This window comes from Nonomuraea phyllanthi, assembly GCF_006334985.2.
GTDB classification, from domain to species: Bacteria; Actinomycetota; Actinomycetes; order Streptosporangiales; family Streptosporangiaceae; genus Nonomuraea; species Nonomuraea phyllanthi.
In genome coordinates, this window is the sequence record NZ_VDLX02000021.1 from 123,123 (window position 1) to 145,610 (window position 22,488).

Sequence of the window (22,488 nt, forward strand, 5' to 3'; positions counted from 1 at the left end):
CCTCCTTCAGCAGGGATCGGCGGCCGCGCGCTCGGTCCCGCGGCGGATGGTCACCGCCCGGATCACGGTCACCGTCAGGGTCAGGGTGAGCGCGGCGGTGACGGCCAGCAGGGCCAGGCCGAACCCGTACGTGCCGAGCCGCCCGTAGACGAAGCCCATGACGAGCGGCGGTACGAACCCGCCCAGACCACCGGCGGCGCCGACCAGTCCCGTGACCGAGCCGACCTTGCCGGCCGGCGTGACCTGGGCGACCAGGGCGAAGGTGGCGCCGCTGCCCGCGCCGAGCGCGGCGGCCATGGTCAGGAACGCGATCGTGCCCACCGGCATCAGGCCGGGCGTGAGCGCCTGGACCCCGGCCATGACCGCGATCATCGTGAACACGCCGGCCAGGACCGGCACGGGGCCCATCCGGTCGGACAGCCAGCCGCCGATCGGCCGCACCAGGACCGCCAGGAGCACGAATCCGCCCATCCGGTTGGCGGCGTCGGCCTGTTCCAGCCCGTAGCCGGTCTGGAGGTAGGCGGGAAGGTACACCGAGAAGGCGACGTAGCCGCCGAACGCGACGGCGTACAGGACGCACGCCTGCCAGGTGATCGGCAGCTTCAGCGCCGCGCCCATGCGGGCCGTCAGGGGCTGGGCGGCGACGGTACGGCCGGGCGCGTCGCGCAGGACCAGCCAGGCGACGGCGGCGTACGCGGCCAGGACGGCGGCGGTGACGGCGAACGGCGTGGCGGCGCCGCCGGCCTTGACCAGGTTGACGGTGGTCAGGGCGCTGATGGCGGTGCCGCCCATCCCCATGCCGAAGATCCCCACCGCGAGCCCGCGCCGGTGCGGCGGGAACCAGGCGTTGACGAACGGCACGCCGACGGCGAAGGCGGTGCCGCCGATGCCGAGGAAGAATCCGCCGATGAGCAGCGCGAGCAGCGAGGTCTGCCCGGCCAGGCCGATGAACAGCACGGGGACGATGGTCGCGGCGGAGACGAGGGGGAACATGACGCGTCCGCCGAAGCGGTCGGTGAGCGCGCCGACCGGGATGCGGCCCAGCGAGCCCACGATCACCGGCACCGCGACCAGCAGCGCCTGCTGGGCGGTCGACAGGCCGAGCAGTTCCTTGTAGCGGGGGCCGAGAGGGCTGATCAGCGCCCACGCCCAGAAGTTGAGCGCGAAGCCCAGGGTCGCCACGCCGAGCATCAGCGCGGGCGTGCGGCCGTGGGGCACCGGTGCGTTCGTCATGTCGTCCTCATGTCGGCCTCGTGTCGTCCTCGTGTCGTCGTCATGTCGTCGTCATGTCGTCGTCAGCTGAGCAGCGCGAGGGACCCGGAGGACCTCGCGCTCTCATCTCAGCCGAGAGGTCACGGCTGGGGCCATGGACCAAGGTCCCGACCTTGTGGGACTTCCGGTGCGCCGCTGTGCGGCGTGGCTCCTTGCAGGATGCGGGCCACGACGTCGGCGGCGCGGTGGTCGTCGGGCAGGCCGTCGAGGAAGCCGGCGTCCTGGCCGAGCGTGAGCAGCGGCGGCTCGTCGTAGCCGCCGGCACGGTGCCGGCCGAGCCCGATCGCGGCCAGCAGGCCGTTGCACAGGCACTGGCGTCCCTGCGCCTCCTCGGCCGGCCTGCCCTTGCGCACGTAGACGTCCACCGGCTCGGCCGGGCAGCGATAGCCGATCCCGCCGTCCGGCTTCTCGTACGGCGTGCGCAGGTAGCCCAGGTCGCACAGCCGCGGCCGCGCCTCGTACACCTCCTGCTCCGACAGCGTTCCCGCGACCTCGGCGACCTTGAAGGGGAACCCGGTGGGCGAGGCCCGCGGATCGTTGCGGACCCGCAGGGTGCCGCTCGCGGCCTGCCGGCGCAGCCGCCGGCGGAGCGCGGGGTCGAGACCGGACTCCCTGCACAGCGCGAACGCCGACCCCACCTGGATCCCGTCCGCGCCCGCCGCCCAGGCCCGTTCGAGACCGCCGGGCGTGCCGTAGCCGCCCGCCAGCCAGAAGGGCAGCCCCAGGGCGGCGACCTTGGCCGTGTCGGCCTCGTCGCGCGGCCCGTACACCGGTTCCCCGCTCGGGCCGAGCGTCATCCGCCCTCTGGGTGGCGCGCTGTGCCCGCCGGCGACCGGCGACTCGATCACGAACCCGTCCGGCCTGGTCACCGGCGAGCGGGCCAGGTACGCGGCCAGCACGTGCGAGGACACGATCGCCAGCAGCCTGGGCCTCGCCAGGGGCGCCGGCCGGTGGCCGAGCAGCCGCACCGGGTCGATGCCGATGGCGTGCCCGTCGGCGCCCGCGACGGTGACGGAGATCCGGGCGGGGCGATGCTCGGCCAGTTCGTCGAGCAGGCGCGGGATCTCCGCCGGAATGCCGGCGCCCACCAGCACGTAGTCGGCCCCGGCCAGCATCGCCCCGTACGCGGCGGCCGGCGTCGCGAGCTGGATCTTCTCCAGGTAGTTGACCCCGACGGGGCCGTCGTGGCCCTCCTTGGCGAGGAAGACCTCGGCGAAGTTGGCGACCACGGCCAGCTCGTCGCGGGCGTGGTTGGCGCGCAGTCCCAGCCGGGGCACCGGCCGGAACGACACGCCGGGCCCGATCCCGCCGGGCACGTAGTAGCGGCCGAGCACGCGTTCGGCGACGTCGGGCACCGGGAAGCGGGCCAGGGCGCGGCGCAGGTGGCCGCCGGGGTCGCCGCGCTGCAGCCGCCTGGCGAGGGTGACGTCCAGCGCGGTGCCCGACACCACGCCCAGTTGCCCGGTCACGGCGACCGCCCTGGCCAGCCGCCAGCCGGACACGCCCACGCCCATCCCGCCCTGGATCAGCACGGGTCGTCCTGGTTCACGCATGCGGGGTCTCCTGGGGGTCGGCCGGTTCGGGACTCGGGGTGGCGGGGTGCGCGCGTTCTCGCCTGGCCCTCATCTCCGCGAAGCGCCCTCCCGCTCGAAGGGCCGGGCGGGCGCGGGGCGGGCGGTGCGGCGGCGGTAGACAACGTACGGGCGCCACAGGTAGGCGATCGGCGCCGACCACACGTGCACCAGCCTCGTGAACGGCCAGATCGCGGCGAGCAGCCAGGCCGACAGCGCGTGCGCCTGGAAGATCAGCGGCACGTCCGCCATCAGGCCGGGGTCGGGGTGGAAGGTGAGGACTCCGCGGAACCAGACGGCGATCGTGGCGCGGTAGTCGTAGCCGCCGCCGAGCAGGTTCTGGCCGACGGTCGCGGTCATGCCGAGCAGGATCACCGCCGCCAGGACCGTGAACAGGACCTTGTCGGCGCGGGTGGTGGCGCGGCGAATCCGCGGGTTGGTGAGGCGGCGGGCCAGCAGCAGCGCCAGGCCCGCGACCACCATGAGACCGGCCACGGTGCCCGCGCTGACCGACACCAGGTGATAGAGGTGCTCGTCGACGCCGGCGGCCTCGGTCCAGGTCTTGGGGACGAGCAGGCCGAGCACGTGGCCGCCGATGGCGGCGAAAGCGCCGAGGTGGAACAGCGGGGAGCCGAGCCGCAACAGCCGGCTTTCCAGCACCTGGCTGGTGCGGCTGGTCCAGCCGAACTGGTCGACCCGCCAGCGCCAGACGTGGCCGACGACGAAGATCGTAAGAGCGATGTAGGGGACGACGGCCCAGAGCGCGACGGTCACGGCCGCACCTCCCTCGCGTGCAGCGGCGCCCTCGCGTGCGGTGGTTCCCGCAGCGGCTCGTGCGGTGGCGGCCCGAACGGGGCCAGCCCGACCTCCTCGGCGGGCGGCCCGGCCAGCGCGAGGTCGGCGACCGCGGCACGCTCGGCCGCGGACAGGCCGGGCAGCACCGCGCACAGCGCGTCCAGGACGAGCGCGTACGGCGAGCCGGCCTCGCGCAGCGCGGCATGGATGAGCTCCAGGCCCTTGCGGTGCTGGCGCAGCGGCGCCTCCCCCGCGGCGGGTCCCGCCAGGGCGGCGAACTCGCAGACGACGGGCAGGTAGTCGGGCAGCTCGCCCTCGGGCGGGGTGAGCCCGGCCACCCGGTAGCGCTGTTTGAGCGTCAGCAGGGCCATGCCGCGGCGGCGGGTGTCGCCGTGCAGGTAGTAGGTGAGGTAGAGGCTGGACCTGCGGCGCAGGTCGAAGGTCTCGACGTAGTGGCGGGCCAGCGGCATCGGCGACTGGTCGCGGAACCATTCCAGGAACCGCCGGAGCGCCTGGCCCGGGTGGGAATCGGGCAGCGCGGCGGCGGCCCGGCCGAGGCCGTCGCGGGCGGCGAGCAGTTCGGCGTCCGGGTACTGCAGCAGGAGCGAGATCAGCCGCAGCAGCGCCGCCCTGTCCCGCGGCCGCTCGGTGACGGTGTCACCTCTGGTGAGCAGTTTCATGACGCGGTCCCCTTGCCGATGAAGAGTTTCAGGCCCAGGCGGCCGTCGCCGCGGCGTCCTGTGACGCCGGACGGGTGGAAGCCGCTCATGCCGGGGCCGCCGTCGCCGTCGAGGCTGCACCCGTCGGCCTGGGCGGCCAGCGCGGCGGCGTCCTCGCGGTGGGCGGCGGGCACGACGTAGCGCTCGTCGTACTTGGCGATGGCCAGCAGCCGGTACATCTCCTCCATGTCGGAGGCCGCCATCCCGGCCGGCTCCAGCAGGTCCGTGGCGACGGTGCCGTCGACGGTGCGGGCCCGCATGTAGGCGCGCATGGCCGAGAGCTTCATCAGCACCCCGGCCACGACCTCGGTGTCTCCCGCTGAGAACAGGCTCGCCAGGTATTCGAGGGGGATGCGCAGGTCGGTGATGGCGTGAAAGACGTTGTCGGGGTCGTCGGCGTCGGCGCCCACGCCGGTCACGGCGTCGAGCACGGGCGACAGCGGCGGGATGTACCAGACCATGGGCAGCGTGCGGTATTCGGGGTGCAGCGGCAGCGCGACCCGGTAGCGCATGGCCAGGCGGTAGATCGGCGACCTCTGTGCCGCCGCGATCCAGTCGTCGCTGATGCCGCTCGCGCGGGCGGCGTCGACGACGGCGGGGTCGTCGGGGTCGAGGAAGACTCCGCGCTGCGCCTCCAGCAGGTCGCGCGGGTCGGCGGCGCGGGCCGCGTCGAGGACGGCGTCGGCGTCGTACAGGATGAGCCCGATGTAGCGCAGCCGGCCGACGCAGGTCTCGGCGCACACGGTGGGCTGCCCGGCCTCGATGCGGGGGAAGCAGAAGGTGCACTTCTCGGCCTTGCCGGTCTTGTGGTTGACGTACACCTTCTTGTACGGGCACGACGAGACGCACATGCGCCAGCCGCGGCACCGGTTCTGGTCCACGAGCACGATGCCGTCCTCCTCGCGCTTGTACATCGCGCCGGACGGGCAGGCGGCGACGCAGGCCGGGTTGAGGCAGTGCTCGCAGATGCGCGGCAGGTGGAACATGAAGGTCTTGTCGAACTCCAGTTTCACCTTCTCGGCCATGGCCGCGAGGTTCGGGTCGGCCGGGGCGTGCTCGGGGGCGCCGCCCAGGTCGTCCTCCCAGTTCGCGCCCCAGGTGATGGCCATGTCCTGTCCGGTGATGGCCGATTTGGGGCGGATGACGGGGGTGTGCGGGCCGGCGGGGGCGTTGATGAGGGTGTCGTAGTCGTAGGTGGCCGGCTCGTAGTAGTCGTCCAGATCCGGCAGGTCCGGGTTGGCGAACAGGTTGAGCAGCCGCTTGACCCGGCCGCCGGCGCGGAGCTTGAGCCGCCCGCGCGCGTCCAGCTGCCAGCCGCCGCGCCAGCGCTCCTGGTCCTCGTAGCGCTTGGGGTAGCCGACGCCGGGTTTGGTCTCGACGTTGTTGAACCAGACGTACTCGACGCCCTCCCGGTTGGTCCAGGTCTGCTTGCAGGTGACCGAGCAGGTGTGGCAGCCGATGCACTTGTCCAGGTTCATCACCATCGCCACCTGTGCCATGACCCGCATCAGTAGGTCACCTCCTGGTCGCGGCGGCGGATCACGGTGACCTCGTCGCGCTGGTTGCCGGTCGGCCCGTAGTAGTTGAAGGCGTAGGTGAACTGCGCGTACCCGCCGATGAGGTGGCTGGGCTTGAGCAGCAGGTGGGTGAGGGAGTTGTGCACGCCGCCGCGCCGGCCCGACCTCTCGGTGAGCGGGACGTTCACGTTGCGGTCCTTGGCGTGGTACATGTACACGGTCCCGGCGGGCATGCGATGCGAGACAACGGCCCTGGCCACGACCACGCCGTTGCGGTTGTAGGCCTCGATCCAGTCGTTGTCGGCGACCCCGATCCTGGCGGCGTCCTCGACGCTCATCCAGATGGTGGGCCCGCCCCGCGAGAGGGCCAGCATGTAGGCGTTGTCCTGGTACTCGGAGTGGATGGACCACTTGGAGTGCGGGGTGAGGTAGCGCACGGTCACCTCGGCCGCCTGCCCGTCGCCCTGCTCGCCGTAGTGGCGGCTCATGGTGAGCGGCGGCCGGTAGGCGGGCAGTTGCTCGCCCAGCTCGGTGATCCAGTCGTGGTCGAGGAAGAACTGCTGGCGGCCGGTCAGCGTGTGCCAGGGTTTGTCGCGTTCGACGTTGATGACGAAGGCGGAGTAGCGGCGCCCGCCGGTCTCCGACCCGGACCACTCGGGCGAGGTGATGACGGGCTGCGGCCTCGCCTGCGTGTCGGCGAACGTGATGCGCGTGCCCTCGTGCTCGGCGGCGAGATCGGCCAGCTTCGTGCCGGTGCGCTTCTCCAGGGTCTGGAAGCCCTGGGTGGCCAGGCGCCCGTTGGTGGTCCCCGACAGCGCGAGGATGGCCTCGCACATCCGGTCGGCGGTGGCCACCGAGATCCGGCCCTCGGCGGTGACGCCGTTCTTGGTACGGAGGTGGTCGAGCTCTGGCCCGACCTGGTACGTGACGCCCTTGGTGGACAGGCCCAGCTCGGCGAAGAGCGGCCCGATGCCGCGCATCCGCTCCCCTGTCGCCGCGTAGTCGCGGTCGATCGTGATGATCTTCGGCATGGTCCTGCCGGGGATCGGCTCGCACTCGCCGCGCCTCCAGTCGCGTACCCGGCCGCCGGGCTGGGCCAGCTCGTCCGGCGTGTCGTGGGTGAGCGGGACCGCGAGCACGTCGGTGCGCCTGCCGAGGTGGCGGGCGGCCAGCTCGGAGAACGCGTCGGCGAGGCCGAGGAAGGCGTCGTGGTCGGAGCGGGCCTGCCAGGGCGGGGCGATGGCCGGGTTGAAGGCGTGCACGAACGGGTGCATGTCGGTGCTCGACAGGTCGTGCTTCTCGTACCAGGTGGCGGCCGGGAGCACGACGTCGGCGAAGAGCGCCGTGGACGTCATGCGGAAGTCGATCGCGGTCAGCAGGTCGAGCTTGCCCTCGGCGGCCTCCTCGCGCCAGGTCACCTCCGCCGGCCGCGTCCCCTCCGTGTTGCGGGTCTCGGCGTCGGTGCCGAGCAGGTGGCGCAGGAAGTACTCGCTGCCCTTGCCCGAGGAGCCGAGCAGGTTGGCCCGCCAGACGGTCAGCACGCGCGGGAAGGTGGCCGGGTCGCCGGGGTCCTCCGCGGCGAAACGCAGGCGCCCGGCCTTGAGCTCGGCCACGACGTGCTCGGCCGCCGGAATGCCCTTCTCGGCGGCCTCGTCGGCGAGGTCGAGGGGGTTGCGGTCGAACGTCGGGTGCGAGGGCAGCCAGCCCAGCCGAGCGGCCTGCGCGTTGCAGTCGGCGAACGACCGGCCGTCGAAGAGCCCGCGGCCCAGCGGGCTGGCCAGCTCGCCGGCCCCGATCCGGTCGTAGCGCCACTGGTCGGTGGCCAGGTACCAGAACGCGGTGCCGGCCATGTGCCGGGTCGGCCGCTGCCAGTCGAGGGCGAAGGCCAGGTGCTGGAAGCCGGTGACCGGGCGGACCTTCTCCTGGCCCACGTAGTGCGCCCAGCCGCCGCCGTTGACGCCCTGGCAGCCGGTCAGCAGCACCAGGGTGAGGAACGAGCGGTAGATCTGGTCGGAGTGGAACCAGTGGTTGGTCCCCGCCCCCATCGCGATCATCGAACGGCCCTGGGTGACCTCCGCGTTGCGGGCGAACTCCCGCGCGATCCTGGCGATCGTCGCGGCAGGCACCGAGGTGATCTCCTCCGCCCACGCCGGCGTGTACGGCTGCGAGGCGTCCTCGTAGCCCGCCGGCCACTCGCCCGGCAGGTCGCGCGCCACCCCGTACTGGGCCATGAGCAGGTCGAAGACCGTCGTGACGAGCCGGCCGCCCACCTCGGTCACGGGCACGCCGCGCCGCATGACGGAGCCGCCCTCGGTGGCGCCCTCGTCGAAGCGCGGCAGGTCGACCTCGACCGCCCGCCGCCGCCCTCCCGCCAGCGTCAGCAGCGGGGTCGTGCCGTCCAGGCCGAGGTTCCAGCGACCCTCGCCCTCCTGGCCCCAGCGGAAGCCCAGCGAGCCGTTGGGGACGACCGCCCGGCCGGTCTCCTCGTCCAGGAGAACGGTCTTGAACTCGGCGTTCTCGCCCTGCTCTCCCTCATGCCCGGGCAGGTCCGCGGCGGTCAGGAAGCGGCGGGGCACGTACGCGTCCCCGCGCGGCTCCAGCGTCACCAGGAACGGCAAGTCCGTGTATTTCCGGACATAGTCGGTGAAGTACAGGACCTGGCGGTCGCGGAAGAACTCCGACAGGACCACATGGCCCATCGCCATGGCCAGGGCACCGTCCGTACCGGGATGCGGGGCCAGCCAGTCGTCGGCGAACTTGACGTTGTCGGCGTAGTCCGGGCTGACGGCCACGACCTTGGTGCCCTGGTAGCGGGCCTCGGTCATGAAATGCGCGTCCGGCGTGCGGGTGACCGGGATGTTGGAGCCCCACATGATCAGGTAGCGCGAGTTCCACCAGTCGGCCGCCTCGGGCACGTCCGTCTGATCGCCCCACACCTGCGGGGAGGCGACGGGCAGGTCGGCGTACCAGTCGTAAAAGGACAGCAGCGTGCCGCCGATCATCGACAGGAACCGCGTGCCGGCCGCGAACGACGCCATCGACATGGCCGGGATCGGCGAGAAGCCCGCCACGCGGTCGGGGCCGTACCGCTTGATGGTGTGCACGTGCGCGGCGGCCATCAGCTCCAGGACCTCGTCCCAGCCGGCGCGGACGAACCCGCCCTTGCCGCGCGCCCGCTTGTAGGCCCGCGCCCGCTCCGCGTCGCCGGTCAGCTCCGCCCACGCCAGCACCGGGTCCCCCAGCCTGGCCCTGGCCTCGCGCCACATCTCCAGCAGCACGCCGCGCACGTACGGGTAGCGCACCCGCGACGGCGAGTAGGTGTACCAGGAGAAGGAAGCCCCTCGCGGGCAGCCGCGCGGCTCGTACTCCGGCGACTCGGGCCCCACCGACGGGTAGTCGGTGGCCTGGTGCTCCCAGGTGATCAGCCCGTCCTTGACGAACACCTGCCACGAGCACGAGCCCGTGCAGTTCACGCCATGGGTCGAACGCACCACCTTGTCGTGCGCCCACCGGTCCCGGTAGAAGCGGTCCCAGCCGCTCGGGTCGATCTGGTGAAGGGTGCGCCCGTCGGCCGACACCTCCGCCTTGGTGAAGAACCTACGGGCGGCGAGCAGGGGCCCCATACCGGGCACGGCGTCGATGTCGGTCACGGGATCGTCCTCACCGCAGGCGTAAAGGAGGTCATGGCGAACAGGCTTCACGCGCGGGCACGGCTCCCGGCAGGGACCAAAGTCCCCTCTCTCCTGCCCGATGGTCGGTTCCTCCCGCGACCGGGGGGCCTTTGGCGCTCGCAGGCGCGGCCGAGGGCAGGTCAGCGGGAATCATGGGACTTTCGTCCCTACGCCGTGACCTGGCCGGGCGGCGATTCTAGGCGTATGAAACTCGACTCGTCGGGACTGCAGGTGCTCTCACGCGAGGAGTGCCTGCGGCTGATGGCGTCCGTGCCGATCGGCCGGATCGTCTTCACCGACCGCGCCCTGCCGGCGGTGCAGCCGGTCAACTTCTGCCTCGACGGCGAGAGCATCGTCATCCGTACGACCATCGGCTCCAAGCTGGCCGCGGCCACGCGGCGCGCGGTGGTGGCGTTCGAGGTGGACGAGTTCGCCCCGGAGCTGCGCGCGGGCTGGTCGGTGACCGCCGTCGGGCGCGCGCGGGCCGTGGAGGACGCCGGGGAGATGGCGCGGCTGGCCGCGCTGCCGCTGCTGCCGTGGGCTCCGGGCAGCAGGGACCATTACATCGTGGTGGAGGCCGAGCAGGTGTCCGGCCGGAGGATCACCGCCTGACGCCCACGCGACGCCTCCGAGCCCTCGTCGGAGGTCCCGTCACCTCGTCCGGACCTCCATCACCTCTGACAGGGGGCGGCGGACCGACTCCTTGTCGTCGAAGGTGACGCCGAGCCGCATGATCATCTGTGGTTGCTCTCCCGAGCAGAGCTCATTGCGCAGGAACTCGCGCAGCAGGCCCATCTCCAGCGCCTGCGTGTGGAAGGCGGCGCTCACGCCGTGCGCGGCGGCCTGCAGCAGGACGTGCTGCAGCGCCTGCCCGGCGTCGAGCCACTCCTTGCGGCTGTCTCCCGGCGTGGTGAGCAGTGCCACGACACCGACGGACGTGGCGGCCGGCCCGCCGGTCTGGGCGCCCCAGTCATGCTGCCCGGAGTAGTCGCGTTGCGGGAAGTCCGGGTCGGTGCGTACCGGCTGCCGCGGGTAGCCCTCGGCGGGCACGCCGTCCCCGCGGCCGCTGCCGGGCGGCCGCGACCAGCGGATCAACTCCAGGCTGAACCGCTGGGCCTGCGCCTGCACGCCCTGGGCGGCCTGGGTGAGCGCGGCGATGACCCCGACCGCCTGCGGAGAGTGGACGGGCGTCAGCCTGGCGCCCTCCTCCGCGGCCGCGTGGACCAGCCGCTCGATCAGGCCGTCCGGCACCGGCACGTCGGCGAAGCCCGCCCGGTGGGTGCGGCGGCGTTCGATCTGCTCGCCCAGTGCCAGGACGGACTCGTCGGCCGGCACCTGGGCGCCGGGCCTGAGCGTGGCGAGCAGCGACGGGCGGTCCGGGTCCGGCAGGGTGCGCACCTCAGGCTCGAAGCCCTCGCACCGCATCGCCGTACGCATGGTGAACAGGGCGGCACCGCAACCGATCAGCAGCTCGCGGCCCGAGGCGTCGCCCACGCGCAGCTTTCTGTCCGTGTCGGCCCGCAGGCTGATCTCCGCCCCGGACACCGAGAAGGTCCAGGGCTGCGTGTTGTGCAGGGACGGCGCCCAGCGCGCGGCCTCCGCCGCGGCTTCGATCGCGTCTTTCGCGGAGAGAACGACCATGAATCCCACCCCCTTGGAGCCTTACTTCCAGGACATCACACGCGGGGTGGTGCGGTCAGGGCCGAAGGTCCCGCCCGCTCAGGGCCGTCTGCCCTCCCTCTGCCCAGGGACGGAGCACCACTCTCACCGCCGGCCACATGGACGACGGTGGAAACTCCGGTGCGGCTCTGAACCAATGGCCGGATTGCGACATCCAACCAGATCACAGCATCAGAAGGGACTTATGTGATCATCTGGGTGAACGGCACCTTCGAGGCAGGCACCCATGTCACCGCGCATGGGCCTTACGCGAGGCGACCGGGGCCGCGCATGACGCAGGGCGCCCTCACGGCTGTGAGCGCGTCACCGGCATGGTGATCCGCAAGCGCGCCCCACGCCCCGCGGAGCGAGTCGACGTGACCCGCCTTCCGGACGACATCGTGGCGCTCATCGACGCCCTCGAACCCGGCGAGAACGTGATCCTCACGCGTGACGGCGCATCGATCGCGACGATCTCGAGCACCGTTGACGTGGTCCAGGGCGCCATCGTCCAGGGCGCCATCGTCGAACGCGACGCGCCTGATGAGGCCGACGTTCAGGCACCGATCGACTACGAGAGCGTGACGGTCGTGGCCACCGCCATGGAGCTGTCGACCGCGGCTCGGGTCGCGCTGTCCACCCAGCTCGGGGCGGACTACGTCGTCCTGGACATGCATGCGGCTCCCGCGACGACCGATGTGCTGCTGGTGCCTCCGGGCAGCCCGCAGCTGATCGCGGGGCTCCGATCGATGTTCCCGAAGGCCCGGGTCATCGTGGCCGAGATCGAGGATCCTGAGCTCGGGGTTCGGTATCACGGCCCGGTCCGGCGGCTGCTGGACGCCGGCGCCGATGGCTACCTGCCTCCGGCGACCGTTCCCCACCTGGCCAGGCAGCTCGACCACACGCTGAACCAAGGGCGCGAACTCGCCGGCGGCGCCGCGGCACCGCTGCAGATCGCACCGGCCGCGCAGCCGGCGGATCCGGACGACGAATGACCAACGCGAAGATCGTTCGCCTCAAGAGTGACGCCCTGCCGGCGATGAGTTCCGGCGCTTCATCGGGTCTGCACTCTGGACGATCTCTACGACCGAGGAGGACTTCTCATGGGCAAGGTCATCTACTGGATGAACACCTCGATCGACGGCTACATCGGGGATTCCGACGGCGGCATGGACTTCGCGGACCCGGACGACGACTTTCACCAGGCGGCGAACGACCACGTTCGCCGGATCACGGCGTTCCTGTTCGGCAGGCGGCTGTACGAGGCGATGGAAGAGCCCTGGACGCAGGAGCTCGGCAAGGAGGGCGCCCCGGCCGTCGAGCGGGAGTTCGCCCAGCTCTACAAGGAGACGCCGCGGTACGTCTTCTCCGACACCCTCCAGACCGTCCCCGAAGGGGTCACGATCGTCCGTCGCAAGGACGCCGTGTCCGTGGCGACGCGCCTCAAGCAGGAGATCGACGGCACCCTCCAGCTCGGCGGCCCTGAGCTGGCCGTCTCCCTCGTGGACTTGATCGACGAGTTCTGGGTGTACACGTTCCCTGTGATCATCGGGGGCGGCAGGCCGTATCTGCCCGTGGCGAAGGACCTGCGGCTGCGGCTGGCCGAGCACCGTTCCTTCGCCTCGGGAACCATGTTCCGGCGCTACGTTCGGTCCTGACCGGGCCCATGCGGGCGTACCACGAGGAGCCCTACGGCGGTACGCCCGTGCGCGGACGCCCAAGGCGAGGGTGAACGCGTCGTTCAGGATGGGGATACGGCGGCGTCGTCGGCGGTCTCGGCCTGGTGGATCCGCTGGTGAGGGCGGGCGCGCAGCCGAAGGATCACCGTGGCGAGCAGGGCGGCGGCCACGGAACCGGCCAGGACCGCCGCCTTGACCCGCGCGTCCGTCTCGCCCGTGCCGAACGCCAGCTCTCCGATCAGCAGCGACACGGTGAACCCGATGCCGGCCAGCACGGCGAGCCCGGCGATGTCGATCCAGGCCAGCCCGTCGTCCAGGGTGGCGCGGGTGAAGCGGGCCACCAGCCAGGTGGCGGCGAAGATGCCGACCGGCTTGCCGACCAGCAGCCCTGCCACGATCCCCATCGCCACGGGGTCGCTCAGCGTGCCGGCCAGCCCGTCGAGGCCGTCGAAGCCGACCCCGGCGGACAGGAACGCGAAGACGGGCACGGCCACGCCGGCGGAGATCGGCCGGAACCGGTGCTCGAAGTGCTCGGCCAGTCCCGGACCATCCGTAGTGCCGGTGCCGGTGCCGGTGGCGGTGCCGGTCGCCGGTGTGCGGGACAGGACGGGGACGGTCAGCCCCAGCAGCACTCCGGCCACGGTGGCGTGCACCCCGGAGGCGTGCACCAGCGCCCAGCAGGCGAAGGCCAGGGGCAGCAGCAGCCACCACGCCCGCACCCCACGGCGTACCAGCACGGCGAAGACCGCCAGCGGCACCGCCGCTGCCAGCAGCGGGAGCATGGCAAGGTGTGAGGTGTAGAAGGTGGCGATGATGACGATGGCGATCAGGTCGTCCACCACGGCCAGGGTCAGCAGGAAGGTGCGCAGCGCGTCCGGCAGCCGGCGGCCGACCACCGCGAGCACGGCCAGGGCGAAGGCGATGTCGGTGGCCGTCGGGATCGCCCATCCCCTGGCCCCCGCTCCCCCGGCGACCGTCAGGTACACGAGCGCCGGCACCACGACGCCGCCGGCCGCGGCGGCCACCGGCACCGCGGCGCGACGCAGGTCGCGCAGGTCGCCCGCGACGAACTCCCGTTTGAGCTCCAGGCCGGCCACGAAGAAGAAGACGGCCAGCAGCCCGTCCGCGGCCCAGGTGGCCAGGTCGAGGTTCAGATGCAGGGCGGCGGGCCCGGCCTCGATCGTGCGCAGATCCTCATAAGTCTGCGCCCACGGCGAGTTGGCCCAGATCAGCGCGGCGAGCGTGGCGGCCAGCAGCAGCGCGCCGCCGATGGTCTCCTTGCGCAGGATGTCGGCGATGCGGCGCGCTTCGGGCCACGAGCTCCGGTTGAACAGGCGGGCAGCGCGGGTGGCGGTGGTGCCGGGCATGAAACTCCACTCTGGGGAGGGGTCGGGTCGGGCACTCGCCGACCAGGCTTCCCGGCACACCTGTCAATAACGTATCAGGGCACGCAAAGAACCACATATGGGATTCGGCGTCGCCGGGAACGCGATCACCTAGGCTGGCGCCGTCCGTGGAAAAAAAATCCGGCAGTGGTGTTGATCCGCGCTGCCGCCGTTCGACCTAGGAATGACAGGGCCCGCGAGGGGCCCGGACAAGCCCAGGAGAGACACCATGAAGTACATGCTGATCTGGCGCGCGACCGACGAGGCGATGGCGGGGATGGCGAGCACCGACTTCGCCACGATGCTGGAAACCGTCGGCAGGTACAACGACGAGTTGATCCGGGCCGGCGTGCTGATCGCCGCGGAGGGGCTGGACGACGCCGCCGAGGGCGTCGTCGTCGACCACTCCGCCGAGCCGCCTGTGGTCACCGACGGCCCGTACGGCGAGACCAAGGAGCTGTTCGGCGGCTTCTACATCCTCAGCGTCGCCTCGAAGGAGGAGGCCGTCGAGTGGGCCAAGCGGGCGCCGATCACCGGCCCCGGTTTCAAGACCGAGATCCGCCGCATCACCACGATCGACGAGTTCCCGCAGGACAACGAGTGGGTGCAGAAGGAGCGGGCGTGGCGTGAGGCCAACGGCCAGCTCTGAGCGGATCGGCGGGGATCGACGGGAACTGACCGAGGATGGACGATCACACCGGCCGTGAGGCCGTCGCAGCCGTCTGGCGGATCGATTCGGCGCGCATCGTCGGCGCGCTCGCGCGCTACGTCGGCGACTTCGCGCTGGCCGAGGACCTCGCCCAGGAGGCGCTGGCCGAGGCCCTGGTGACCTGGCCACGCGAGGGGGTCCCCCGCCACCCGGCGGGGTGGCTGCTCACCGTCGGCCGGCGCCGCGCCATCGACGCGTTCCGCCGGCGCTCCGCTCTCGACGACAGATACGCCTCCCTCGCCCGTGACCTGGGCGAGGGAGGCGTCGCCTCGGGGGGCGCTCCGGCTGATCCGACCCGGGAGGGTGAGGACGTGCTCTGGGATCCCGACCAGATCGACGACGACGTGCTCGCGCTGATGTTCATGTCCTGCCATCCCGTGCTGTCGCGGGAGGCGAGAGTGGCGCTCACGCTGCGGGTGGTCGGCGGCCTGACGAGCGACGAGATCGCCAAGGCGTTTCTCGTCCCGACCGCCACCGTGCAGGCCCGCATCACGCGGGCGAAGAAGACTCTCGGGGCGGCGCGGGTGCCGTTCGAGGTGCCGCCGGTCGAGGAGCGCGTCAAACGGCTCGGCTCGGTGCTGAACGTGATCTACCTGATCTTCACCGAGGGGTCCTCGGCCAGCTCCGGCACCGACCTGATCCGGCTCGACCTCGCCGGTGAGGCGCAGCGCCTCGCGCGGGTGCTGAGCCGGCTGGTGCCGGACGAGCCCGAGGTCCACGGCCTGCTGGCGCTGCTGGAGCTGACCGCGGCACGCTTCCCCGCGCGTACCGGGCCGGACGGCGAGCCCGTACTGCTGGAGCACCAGGACCGCCGCCGCTGGGACCGTGCCGCGATCCGCCGGGGACGGGCCGCCCTGGCCCGTGCCGAGAAGGCCGGACGCGGCCTGGGCGCGTACGGCCTGCAGGCGGCGATCGCCGAATGCCACGCCATCGCCCCGTCGGTCGAGGCGACCGACTGGGAGCGCATCGTGCTCATCTACGAGGCGCTGGGGCGGCTCGCCCCCTCCCCCGTGATCGAGCTCAACCGCGCGGTCGCGGTCTCCATGGCGCAGGGACCGGCCGCCGCGCTGCCGATCGTGAACGGGCTGGCGGCCGCGGGGGCGCTGGCGAGCTCCCACCTGCTGCCGACCGTCCGCGGGGAGCTGCTCATCCGCCTGGGACGCGCCGCCGAGGCGCGCACCGAGCTGGAGCACGCCGTACGGCTGTGCGGCAACGAGCGCGAGCGGACGGTCCTGGAACGCAAGCTCGCCGACCTCGGCTGACAGAAAGAGCGACGGCGTGCGGATCGTCTTCCAGCTCACCCCGGGCACCGAGGCACCGGCGGAGATGAACTTCCTCATCCCCGGCCGCAGGGCGCTGGGCATGGCCGAGAACGCCACGCACAACCAGCACAACATCCTCACGCTGCGCGGCGCTCCGGTACGCGACACCCGCATCTGGTCGCGGGCGGGCGCGAGGGGGTCCTCTCCTTCGCCCGCCGCTACACCGACGACGGCGACCTGCGGTTCGCCGCCTCACTGCTCAACCACGCCGTCTTCGCCGACGAGCACGACGGCCACGCTCGCTCGATGCTCGCCGAGGTCTACACCAGGCTCGGCCACGGCGCCGAAAACGGCACCTGGCGCAACTATTACCTGGTCGGCGCGCTCGAGTTGACCAGCGACCTCGTGCCCGCCAACCTCGACACCACCTCGCCGGAGATGATCGAGGCCCTGACCGTCGAGCAGGTCTTCGACTCCCTGGCCATCCGGGTCGACGGGCCCAAGGCGTGGAAGGAGAGCCTGGCCGTCGACTGGCGCCTGACGGATCTGAACCAGATTCACCGCACCACGCTGTCCAACGGCGCGCTCATCCACCAGGCGGACCCCCCGCCACAGCCGGTGGACCTGACGCTCACGCTCACCAAGCAGCACCTGCTCGGCCTGCTCACCGGCCGACCGGCCGACGGCATCGAGCACGAGGGCGACATGAACGCCCTGCGCCGCCTGACCGCCGTCCTGGAGGACCCGGACCCCGCATTCGCCATCGTGACGCCGTAAGCCCGGGCGAGCAGCCCGCGCGGGCCTCACGAGGGTGCACCCACCCGGCCGGCGTGGATCGTGCTCCCTTGCGTAACCTCGACGACGATCGGCACCCCGTCCGGGATCTGGCCACGAAGCGCGCCGAGGAGGCCGGAGATCGGTGGCAGATCGCCCGGCGCGCGTACGCGGATGTGGATCTCGCGGGAGACGACGTCGGCGCCGGCGATCGACGAGCCCGGCACCGCGGAGATCCAGTCGGCGGCGACCGTCCTGGCCCGCGCGCTCCAGGCGGTCAGGAGGTAGCTGATCACGCTGTTGGCCGACAGCGGCAGCACCACCACGGCGGCCAGCAGCACCAGGGTGAGACGGGCGCGGCGGCGGCTCCGCCCGGAGCGGGCGACGGACTCCGTCGCGTACCCGGTCACCGTGAACACCGCGATGCCGCCCAGCACCAGGGCCAGCAGGTTGGACAGGAAGAGGACGAGCGCGCCGAGCGTCAGCCAACCCGCTCCGTGACCGAGGCAGACCCCGGCCACGGCCAGCGGCGGGACCAGGGAGATCGCGATCGCCACGCCCGGCAGCACGGCGGCGACGTCGCGGCGGGCGTGCGCGACGGCTCCGGCCAGCCCGGTGGCGAGCGCGGCCACCAGGTCCATCAGCTTGGGGGATGTGCGGGCGGCGATCTGGCTGTTGGCCAGAAGCGCGTACGAGGTGGGCAGCAGCAGCGAGAAGACCATCCCCGTGGCGATCACGAGCAGGCTGCCGAAGAACACGAAACCGATCGCGCTCTGACCGCGGCGCCTCACGATCGCCAGCGCGATGCCCATGATCGGCGTGCCCAGCGGCGCGATGATCATCGCGCCGATCACGGTGGCCGTGGAGTCGGTGTGGATGCCGGCCGCGGCGATGACGGCCGACAGGGCGAGCATCGTCCAGAACGCCGACCGTTTCGAGCGCACGTCCCCCGAGGACAGGTCCAAGATCTCGGCCAGTTCCTCCAGCGGACGGCGTTGCGCCGCGGGCAGGACGCACTCCCGGAGACGGCTGAGCACGCCGTCACCGCCTCTTTCGGCTCCTGTGGCCGGCCAGCGCTCCGATCAGGATCCCGACGACGGTGCACGCCACCAGAGTGACCCACAGCGGGGCGGTCACCACGATCGTGAACAGCCGGATCATCGCGTCCTGCCGGTTCTGCAGGATGAAGGCGACCGCCAGCACCAGCAGCACGAGCGCCAGCCAGACGCGCGGCGGCACCGCCCCGAGACGGCCTCCCGGCCCTTGCTCTGCCACGAATCCCTCCAGATGTGTGTGAGCGCCGGTGTTTGATCAGCCCTTCACCAGCTGCGCTTCGCGAGGGAGCTCGTGTCCGCCGGCACAGAATCGGCCTCGATACGGGCCCGCCTCATGGGCACCAGCCGCCGGCAGCGCTGCCCCACGGCGATGGCCGTCGTCCAGCGCGGCACGCTCACGCGTGAGGTGCAGGTCCGGGCCGCGGCCAGGATGCTCCGGACGGTGACGGTGTCCAAGCGGCCCGCGGGCCGGCTGATGGGGGTCCAGGCCACCGCCAGCATGCCGCCCAGCAGGCCCAGGATCATGCCGAGCAGGAAGCCGCCCAGATTCGAGTAGACGAACGACGCCAGGGACAGCAGCACCGCGATCAGACCGAGGAACAGCCGCTGGCCGGGCTGCAGCCAGACGAGCGCCCCCGCGATGATCAAGGCAAGGGCGATGAGATAGCCGGCCCCTACCGTGCCGAAAATGACGGCCACGGGCAGAGCGTGAATCGCGAGCGAGATGGACAGCTGCTCCAGCCCCGCCGCCACGATGAACACCCCGCCCCAGAACGGCCGGGAACGCCGCCACGACTTCATGATCTTCCGCTCTTCATCTCGTGCCGTGCCCGCCATCGAAGGCCGGGCAGGTCCCCACCTCACCAGCACTCATGCGCACCACGCGTGATCTTGAGGCCAAGGTCGGGCAGGCTGAACGTCGCCGCCGTGACGGCCCTGGCGCCCAGCCGGACATCGCGCAGGGTGACCACTCTGGCCTGGCCGCCGAAGGTGCCAGCCGGCCCCCTGCCGGCGGGAACCTCGTCCAGGGTGCCGGCATCCCGGCCCAGCTCAAGGTCACGGATGGAGGCCGCGGTCTGTCCCACCGTCACATCGATCACCAGGTTGTCGACGCTCACCTCGTTGCCGCCCTGGCCGCCGGTCAGCCGTAGCGTCACTGTGCCCACGGGGGTCTTCACCAGCGCGCTCGAGCACAGCTCGGTGACCGAGGCCCGCCGGACGCCGGCCACGATCACGGGGATGAGCCGGCCGCTCTTGGTCTGGTCCACGTCGGTGGCCAGGGTGAAGCCCTGGCCGCGCAGTTCACCGGCGAAGAGTTTGAAGCCGTTTCCGGAGACGACGAACGTGGCGCCGATGACCCCCTGAGCTGTGGCACCGATCAGCAGCGACGTCATCGCCGCGACAGGAACGAGGAGCAGGGCGAAGCGTTTCCACCGCACGCGTCCCTGCTCGGCCATGATGCTCTCCCATTCACGTTGGCCCTCAGACGAGCTGGCCCCCTCTGTTACAGACAGTCAGAGTCCGGTCCATTGCCGAGCATGCGGGACATCCACGGTGCTCGTCGACCTACGCGCCGGACACCGAGGCACTTATGGCGTGCGACTGGACAAATTTGCCTTTAGTTAGAAGGGCGGCTCCCGCGCACCGATCGATCGGCAAGGGGCCGGCGCTGAGCGGGGATGTCGCGCAGCCGGGCGTGGTTCACGATCGCGTCGACGTTCCGATGCGCGCGAACTCGGCATGCACAGCGCACGTCCTCTCACGTGGCTGAGCACCGCAACCGGCGGCGCGGGCGCCGACCAGCTCGAAGACCGCGTGACGTACGCCACCGGAGCCGCGCTTGATCTGGAGCGCGCTCCAAGTCCTATGGTCTTCGCATGACCGACGGACACGCCCTCCCGCGGCGGGGGCCGGCGCTCACGATCGCCCAGGTCGCCGAGCGGACCGGTCTCTCCCCGGACACCCTGCGCTACTACGAGCGCGCCGGGCTGATCGAACGGGTCGGCCGCACCGCCGGCAACCAGCGCCGCTACGCGGCCGCCGACCTGGCCTGGCTGGAGTTCCTGCTCCGGCTGCGCGAGACCGGCATGTCCATCAGCGACATGCAGCACTACGCCCGGCTGCGGGCCATCGGCGCCGCCACCATCCCGGACCGGCTGGCCATGCTCCGCGAGCACCAGGCCGGCCTCAACGAGCGTATCCGCAGCCTGCGCCGCAACGCCGCCGCGCTGGACGACAAGATCAAGCACTACGAGACGCTGCTCGGCCAGCAGCCGGAAACGGAACAACCATGAGCGCCAAGCCACCTTCGTCGCCAAGAAGGTCCTCGGCGGACGCGACCTCCTGCCGGTCCGGACCCGGTGACACCCGGCGGTACGACTCGTCCAACGGCCCTCCCACTTAACAGTTATGTTCGGATATATCCGAACAATCCGATATGCTCGGTTCGTGAGTGTCGATGAGTTCGTGGAGCAGGCGGGGCTCTTCTACGAGCGGCTGGGGCTGAGCCGCACGGCGGGCCGGGTGATGGGCCGGCTGCTGAGCGCCGACGCCTCCAGCGCCGACGCGCCGGAGCTTGCCGAGGCGCTGGCCGTGGCCAAGAGCAGCATGAGCGTCGCCCTGCGGCAACTGGAGCAGGCCGGCCTGGTCGAGCGGTTCCGGGTACGCGGCGGGCGGCGCGACCGCTACCGGCTGGCCGATGATGTCTTCGCCCGCGCCTTCCGCGCGAAGATGGCCGAGTTCGAGAGCTTCCGGGCCCTGGCCGAGCAGGGGCTGCGGGCGGTGGGCGACGATCCGGAGCGTCGCCGGCGACTGGAGCTCATGCGCGACATGTACGCGTTCATGATGGACCGCTTCCCCCGCCTGCTGGAGGAGTGGGACGAGCTCAAGGGCACGCGATGAGACCTTTACTGCTCACCGTGGGCAGCCGCGGCGACGTCCAGCCCTACCTCGCCCTGGCCCGCGGGCTGCTGGCCGCCGGGCACCGGCCGCTCCTGGCCGCGCCCCGGGGCTTCGCGGCGCTCGCCGCCGCCCACGGGGTGGAGTTCGCGCCGCTGAACGACGAGATGCTCGCCCTGCAGGACACCGTGCGAGGGCAGGGCGTGCGCGCCGCCATCACCGCCGCCCGAGCGGTCAAACCGATGCTCCGCCGCCTCCTCGACGACCAGGCCACGCTCACCGCCTGCCAGGCCGACGTGATCGTCTATCACCCCAAGTCCCTCGGCGGTCCCTCCATCGCCGAGAAGCTCGGGGTGCCCGCCTTCGCCGGGCTGCTGCTGCCGCTCTACCTCCCGACGTCGGCCTTCCCCTCCCCCATCCTCCCGCTACGGCCGCCTCGCGCGCTCAACCGGGCGAGCTGGGGCGTCTCCGCCGCCGTCGAAGCCCCCTACCGGGGCACCGTGCGGGACTGGCGGGCCGAGGCGCTCGGCCTGCGGCCCGGTTCCCGGGCGGTGGCCGGCCTGGTCAAAGCGGGGGGCGTACTGCACGCCTGGAGCCCGCACCTGCTTCCGGCCCCCGCCGACTGGCCCGCGTACGCCCGTCCCACCGGGTTCTGGACGATGCCGGTGTCCGGCGACTGGGCGCCTCCCGCGCGGCTGGCCCGGTTCCTGGAGGACGGGGAGCCGCCGGTGTACGTGGGCTTCGGCAGCTCGTACAGCGGCGCTCCCGAGACTCTGACGGCCACGGTGCTGGAGGCGGTGCGGCTGACCGGCCGCCGTGCGGTGCTGGCCACCGGCTGGGGCGCCCTGCGGGCGGGCTCGGAACCGGACGGCGTTCTGGTGATCGAGGAGGCGCCGCACGACTGGCTGCTGCCGCGCGTGGCGGTCGCCGTGCACCACGGCGGCATCGGTACGGTGGCCGCCGCGCTGCATGCGGGCGCTCCGCAGGTGGTCCGCCCGTTCCTCGGCGACCAGCCGTTCTGGGCCGAGCGCCTGCACCGCCTCGGCGTCGCGCCGGCGCCGGTCACCGGCCGGCTCACGGCCGTCCGGCTGGCCGCCGCCATCGAGGCCGCGACCGACCTGACGTCCGCGGCCCGCGCGCTGGCCGCGCACGTCCGCGCCGAGGACGGTGTCACCGCCGCCGTCGCCCGTATCAGCCGCGCAAGCTGAGCCCGGGTGTGAGGAGCTGTCCGCCGTCGGTGCGGGCGGCCACGTACTCGTTCAGGGCGGTGGCGGGATCGTCCGGGCCGGCGACGGTCCGTTCCGGGCTCAGCTTGCGCGCCACGGCCTGCATCTCCTCGGGATGGGTCATCAGCCGCCGCCACGGCGGATCGGCCGATTCGGGGAGTGGCCGGCCATGCGGGTCCAGACGCTCCAGGCGGTGGCGTGCCGCTTCCAGGACTCGTCGGTGAGTCCGAACGTCGCCGCGGCAGCCTAAGTGAGCTTCATGAGGGGGCTCCTTGGAAGGTCGCGGCCGGGTGGTT

General features: G+C 72.0%; 22 protein-coding genes. 9 read left to right on the forward strand and 13 right to left on the reverse strand.

The window, feature by feature from the left end; all coding sequences use genetic code 11:
• Positions 1 to 6: 6 nt before the first annotated feature.
• The 6 genes from FH608_RS40900 to FH608_RS40925 form a co-directional block, all read right to left on the reverse strand.
• A complete protein-coding gene (locus tag FH608_RS40900; RefSeq protein WP_139635795.1) occupies positions 7 to 1,233 on the reverse strand; it encodes an MFS transporter in 1,227 nt (408 codons plus the stop codon).
• Positions 1,234 to 1,352: 119 nt separating this feature from the next.
• Positions 1,353 to 2,825, reverse strand: a complete 1,473-nt coding sequence (locus FH608_RS40905) for a nitronate monooxygenase (RefSeq protein ID WP_139635796.1) — start codon at positions 2,823 to 2,825, stop codon at positions 1,353 to 1,355.
• 69 nt (positions 2,826 to 2,894) lie between these two features.
• Positions 2,895 to 3,617, reverse strand: a complete 723-nt coding sequence (gene narI, locus FH608_RS40910; RefSeq protein WP_139635797.1) for a respiratory nitrate reductase subunit gamma — start codon at positions 3,615 to 3,617, stop codon at positions 2,895 to 2,897.
• Positions 3,614 to 4,318, reverse strand: coding sequence for a nitrate reductase molybdenum cofactor assembly chaperone (gene narJ, locus FH608_RS40915; protein ID WP_139635798.1), 705 nt, complete (start codon positions 4,316 to 4,318; stop codon positions 3,614 to 3,616). The genes narI and narJ overlap by 4 nt, the downstream gene beginning before the upstream one ends.
• Entirely contained in the window at positions 4,315 to 5,865 is a 1,551-nt protein-coding gene (narH, locus tag FH608_RS40920; protein ID WP_139635799.1) for a nitrate reductase subunit beta, read from the reverse strand. Before narH ends, narJ begins: the two co-directional genes overlap by 4 nt.
• Positions 5,865 to 9,497, reverse strand: coding sequence for a nitrate reductase subunit alpha (locus FH608_RS40925; protein WP_139635855.1), 3,633 nt, complete (start codon positions 9,495 to 9,497; stop codon positions 5,865 to 5,867). Before FH608_RS40925 ends, narH begins: the two co-directional genes overlap by 1 nt.
• A gap of 252 nt (positions 9,498 to 9,749) precedes the next feature.
• Here FH608_RS40925 and FH608_RS40930 point away from each other — a divergent pair, with 252 nt between their 5' ends.
• Positions 9,750 to 10,157, forward strand: coding sequence for a pyridoxamine 5'-phosphate oxidase family protein (locus tag FH608_RS40930; protein ID WP_139635800.1), 408 nt, complete (start codon positions 9,750 to 9,752; stop codon positions 10,155 to 10,157).
• A gap of 39 nt (positions 10,158 to 10,196) precedes the next feature.
• On the opposite strand, the gene FH608_RS40935 is transcribed toward FH608_RS40930, so the two are convergent.
• Positions 10,197 to 11,186, reverse strand: coding sequence for an Acg family FMN-binding oxidoreductase (locus FH608_RS40935; RefSeq protein WP_139635801.1), 990 nt, complete (start codon positions 11,184 to 11,186; stop codon positions 10,197 to 10,199).
• A gap of 350 nt (positions 11,187 to 11,536) precedes the next feature.
• On the opposite strand from FH608_RS40935, the gene FH608_RS40940 reads away from it, so the two are divergent.
• On the forward strand, positions 11,537 to 12,199 hold the full coding sequence (locus FH608_RS40940; protein ID WP_139635802.1) for a response regulator transcription factor: 663 nt from the start codon (positions 11,537 to 11,539) through the stop codon (positions 12,197 to 12,199).
• A gap of 108 nt (positions 12,200 to 12,307) precedes the next feature.
• Positions 12,308 to 12,862 carry a dihydrofolate reductase family protein gene (locus FH608_RS40945; protein WP_139635803.1) on the forward strand — a complete coding sequence of 185 codons (555 nt, stop codon included), beginning with the start codon at positions 12,308 to 12,310 and terminating at the stop codon, positions 12,860 to 12,862.
• Positions 12,863 to 12,945: 83 nt separating this feature from the next.
• On the opposite strand, the gene nhaA is transcribed toward FH608_RS40945, so the two are convergent.
• Entirely contained in the window at positions 12,946 to 14,250 is a 1,305-nt protein-coding gene (gene nhaA, locus FH608_RS40950; protein ID WP_139635804.1) for a Na+/H+ antiporter NhaA, read from the reverse strand.
• Positions 14,251 to 14,497: 247 nt separating this feature from the next.
• Here nhaA and FH608_RS40955 point away from each other — a divergent pair, with 247 nt between their 5' ends.
• The 3 genes from FH608_RS40955 (at position 14,498) to FH608_RS40965 (ending at position 17,016) form a co-directional block, all read left to right on the forward strand.
• Positions 14,498 to 14,917, forward strand: a complete 420-nt coding sequence (locus FH608_RS40955) for a YciI family protein (RefSeq protein WP_139635805.1) — start codon at positions 14,498 to 14,500, stop codon at positions 14,915 to 14,917.
• A gap of 35 nt (positions 14,918 to 14,952) precedes the next feature.
• Positions 14,953 to 16,239 (forward strand): RNA polymerase sigma factor, encoded by a 1,287-nt coding sequence (locus FH608_RS40960; RefSeq protein ID WP_139635806.1) that lies wholly within the window; start codon positions 14,953 to 14,955, stop codon positions 16,237 to 16,239.
• Between the two features lie 174 nt (positions 16,240 to 16,413).
• Positions 16,414 to 17,016, forward strand: a complete 603-nt coding sequence (locus tag FH608_RS40965; RefSeq protein WP_226900360.1) for an alkyl sulfatase C-terminal domain-containing protein — start codon at positions 16,414 to 16,416, stop codon at positions 17,014 to 17,016.
• A gap of 26 nt (positions 17,017 to 17,042) precedes the next feature.
• Here the strand turns inward: FH608_RS40965 and FH608_RS40970 are convergent, their stop codons facing one another.
• From FH608_RS40970 to FH608_RS40985, 4 genes are read right to left on the reverse strand one after another with little or no spacing between them, the layout of a single operon-like run.
• Entirely contained in the window at positions 17,043 to 18,050 is a 1,008-nt protein-coding gene (locus tag FH608_RS40970) for a TIGR00341 family protein (protein ID WP_139635807.1), read from the reverse strand.
• 4 nt (positions 18,051 to 18,054) lie between these two features.
• The gene (locus FH608_RS40975) at positions 18,055 to 18,288 is read right to left on the reverse strand and encodes a LapA family protein (protein ID WP_139635808.1); all 234 of its coding nucleotides are present in this window, start codon (positions 18,286 to 18,288) and stop codon (positions 18,055 to 18,057) included.
• A gap of 44 nt (positions 18,289 to 18,332) precedes the next feature.
• Entirely contained in the window at positions 18,333 to 18,869 is a 537-nt protein-coding gene (locus tag FH608_RS40980) for a DUF6114 domain-containing protein (protein ID WP_139635809.1), read from the reverse strand.
• 59 nt (positions 18,870 to 18,928) lie between these two features.
• Positions 18,929 to 19,525, reverse strand: coding sequence for a DUF6230 family protein (locus FH608_RS40985; RefSeq protein ID WP_139635810.1), 597 nt, complete (start codon positions 19,523 to 19,525; stop codon positions 18,929 to 18,931).
• 420 nt (positions 19,526 to 19,945) lie between these two features.
• Here FH608_RS40985 and FH608_RS40990 point away from each other — a divergent pair, with 420 nt between their 5' ends.
• The 3 genes from FH608_RS40990 (at position 19,946) to FH608_RS41000 (ending at position 22,174) form a co-directional block, all read left to right on the forward strand.
• Positions 19,946 to 20,362: a MerR family transcriptional regulator gene (locus FH608_RS40990; protein ID WP_139635811.1), complete on the forward strand. Its 417-nt coding sequence runs from the start codon at positions 19,946 to 19,948 to the stop codon at positions 20,360 to 20,362.
• A gap of 154 nt (positions 20,363 to 20,516) precedes the next feature.
• Positions 20,517 to 20,969, forward strand: coding sequence for a GbsR/MarR family transcriptional regulator (locus tag FH608_RS40995; protein WP_153263641.1), 453 nt, complete (start codon positions 20,517 to 20,519; stop codon positions 20,967 to 20,969).
• Positions 20,966 to 22,174 carry a glycosyltransferase gene (locus FH608_RS41000; RefSeq protein ID WP_139635813.1) on the forward strand — a complete coding sequence of 403 codons (1,209 nt, stop codon included), beginning with the start codon at positions 20,966 to 20,968 and terminating at the stop codon, positions 22,172 to 22,174. Before FH608_RS40995 ends, FH608_RS41000 begins: the two co-directional genes overlap by 4 nt.
• On the opposite strand, the gene FH608_RS51985 is transcribed toward FH608_RS41000, so the two are convergent.
• Positions 22,158 to 22,316, reverse strand: coding sequence for a hypothetical protein (locus FH608_RS51985; protein WP_193318910.1), 159 nt, complete (start codon positions 22,314 to 22,316; stop codon positions 22,158 to 22,160). The two genes, FH608_RS41000 and FH608_RS51985, sit on opposite strands and share 17 nt — an antisense overlap.
• Positions 22,317 to 22,488: the final 172 nt, after the last annotated feature.

Coding starts and splice junctions, on each gene's coding strand:
- FH608_RS40900 (WP_139635795.1), bottom strand. CDS start 1,233: ATGACGAACGCACCGGTGCCCCACGGCCGCACGCCCGCGCTGATGCTC.
- FH608_RS40905 (WP_139635796.1), bottom strand. CDS start 2,825: ATGCGTGAACCAGGACGACCCGTGCTGATCCAGGGCGGGATGGGCGTG.
- narJ (WP_139635798.1), bottom strand. CDS start 4,318: ATGAAACTGCTCACCAGAGGTGACACCGTCACCGAGCGGCCGCGGGAC.
- narH (WP_139635799.1), bottom strand. CDS start 5,865: ATGCGGGTCATGGCACAGGTGGCGATGGTGATGAACCTGGACAAGTGC.
- FH608_RS40925 (WP_139635855.1), bottom strand. CDS start 9,497: ATGGGGCCCCTGCTCGCCGCCCGTAGGTTCTTCACCAAGGCGGAGGTG.
- FH608_RS40930 (WP_139635800.1), top strand. CDS start 9,750: ATGAAACTCGACTCGTCGGGACTGCAGGTGCTCTCACGCGAGGAGTGC.
- FH608_RS40935 (WP_139635801.1), bottom strand. CDS start 11,186: ATGGTCGTTCTCTCCGCGAAAGACGCGATCGAAGCCGCGGCGGAGGCC.
- FH608_RS40940 (WP_139635802.1), top strand. CDS start 11,537: ATGGTGATCCGCAAGCGCGCCCCACGCCCCGCGGAGCGAGTCGACGTG.
- FH608_RS40945 (WP_139635803.1), top strand. CDS start 12,308: ATGGGCAAGGTCATCTACTGGATGAACACCTCGATCGACGGCTACATC.
- nhaA (WP_139635804.1), bottom strand. CDS start 14,250: ATGCCCGGCACCACCGCCACCCGCGCTGCCCGCCTGTTCAACCGGAGC.
- FH608_RS40955 (WP_139635805.1), top strand. CDS start 14,498: ATGAAGTACATGCTGATCTGGCGCGCGACCGACGAGGCGATGGCGGGG.
- FH608_RS40960 (WP_139635806.1), top strand. CDS start 14,953: ATGGACGATCACACCGGCCGTGAGGCCGTCGCAGCCGTCTGGCGGATC.
- FH608_RS40980 (WP_139635809.1), bottom strand. CDS start 18,869: ATGAAGTCGTGGCGGCGTTCCCGGCCGTTCTGGGGCGGGGTGTTCATC.
- FH608_RS40985 (WP_139635810.1), bottom strand. CDS start 19,525: ATGGCCGAGCAGGGACGCGTGCGGTGGAAACGCTTCGCCCTGCTCCTC.
- FH608_RS40990 (WP_139635811.1), top strand. CDS start 19,946: ATGACCGACGGACACGCCCTCCCGCGGCGGGGGCCGGCGCTCACGATC.
- FH608_RS41000 (WP_139635813.1), top strand. CDS start 20,966: ATGAGACCTTTACTGCTCACCGTGGGCAGCCGCGGCGACGTCCAGCCC.
- FH608_RS51985 (WP_193318910.1), bottom strand. CDS start 22,316: ATGACCCATCCCGAGGAGATGCAGGCCGTGGCGCGCAAGCTGAGCCCG.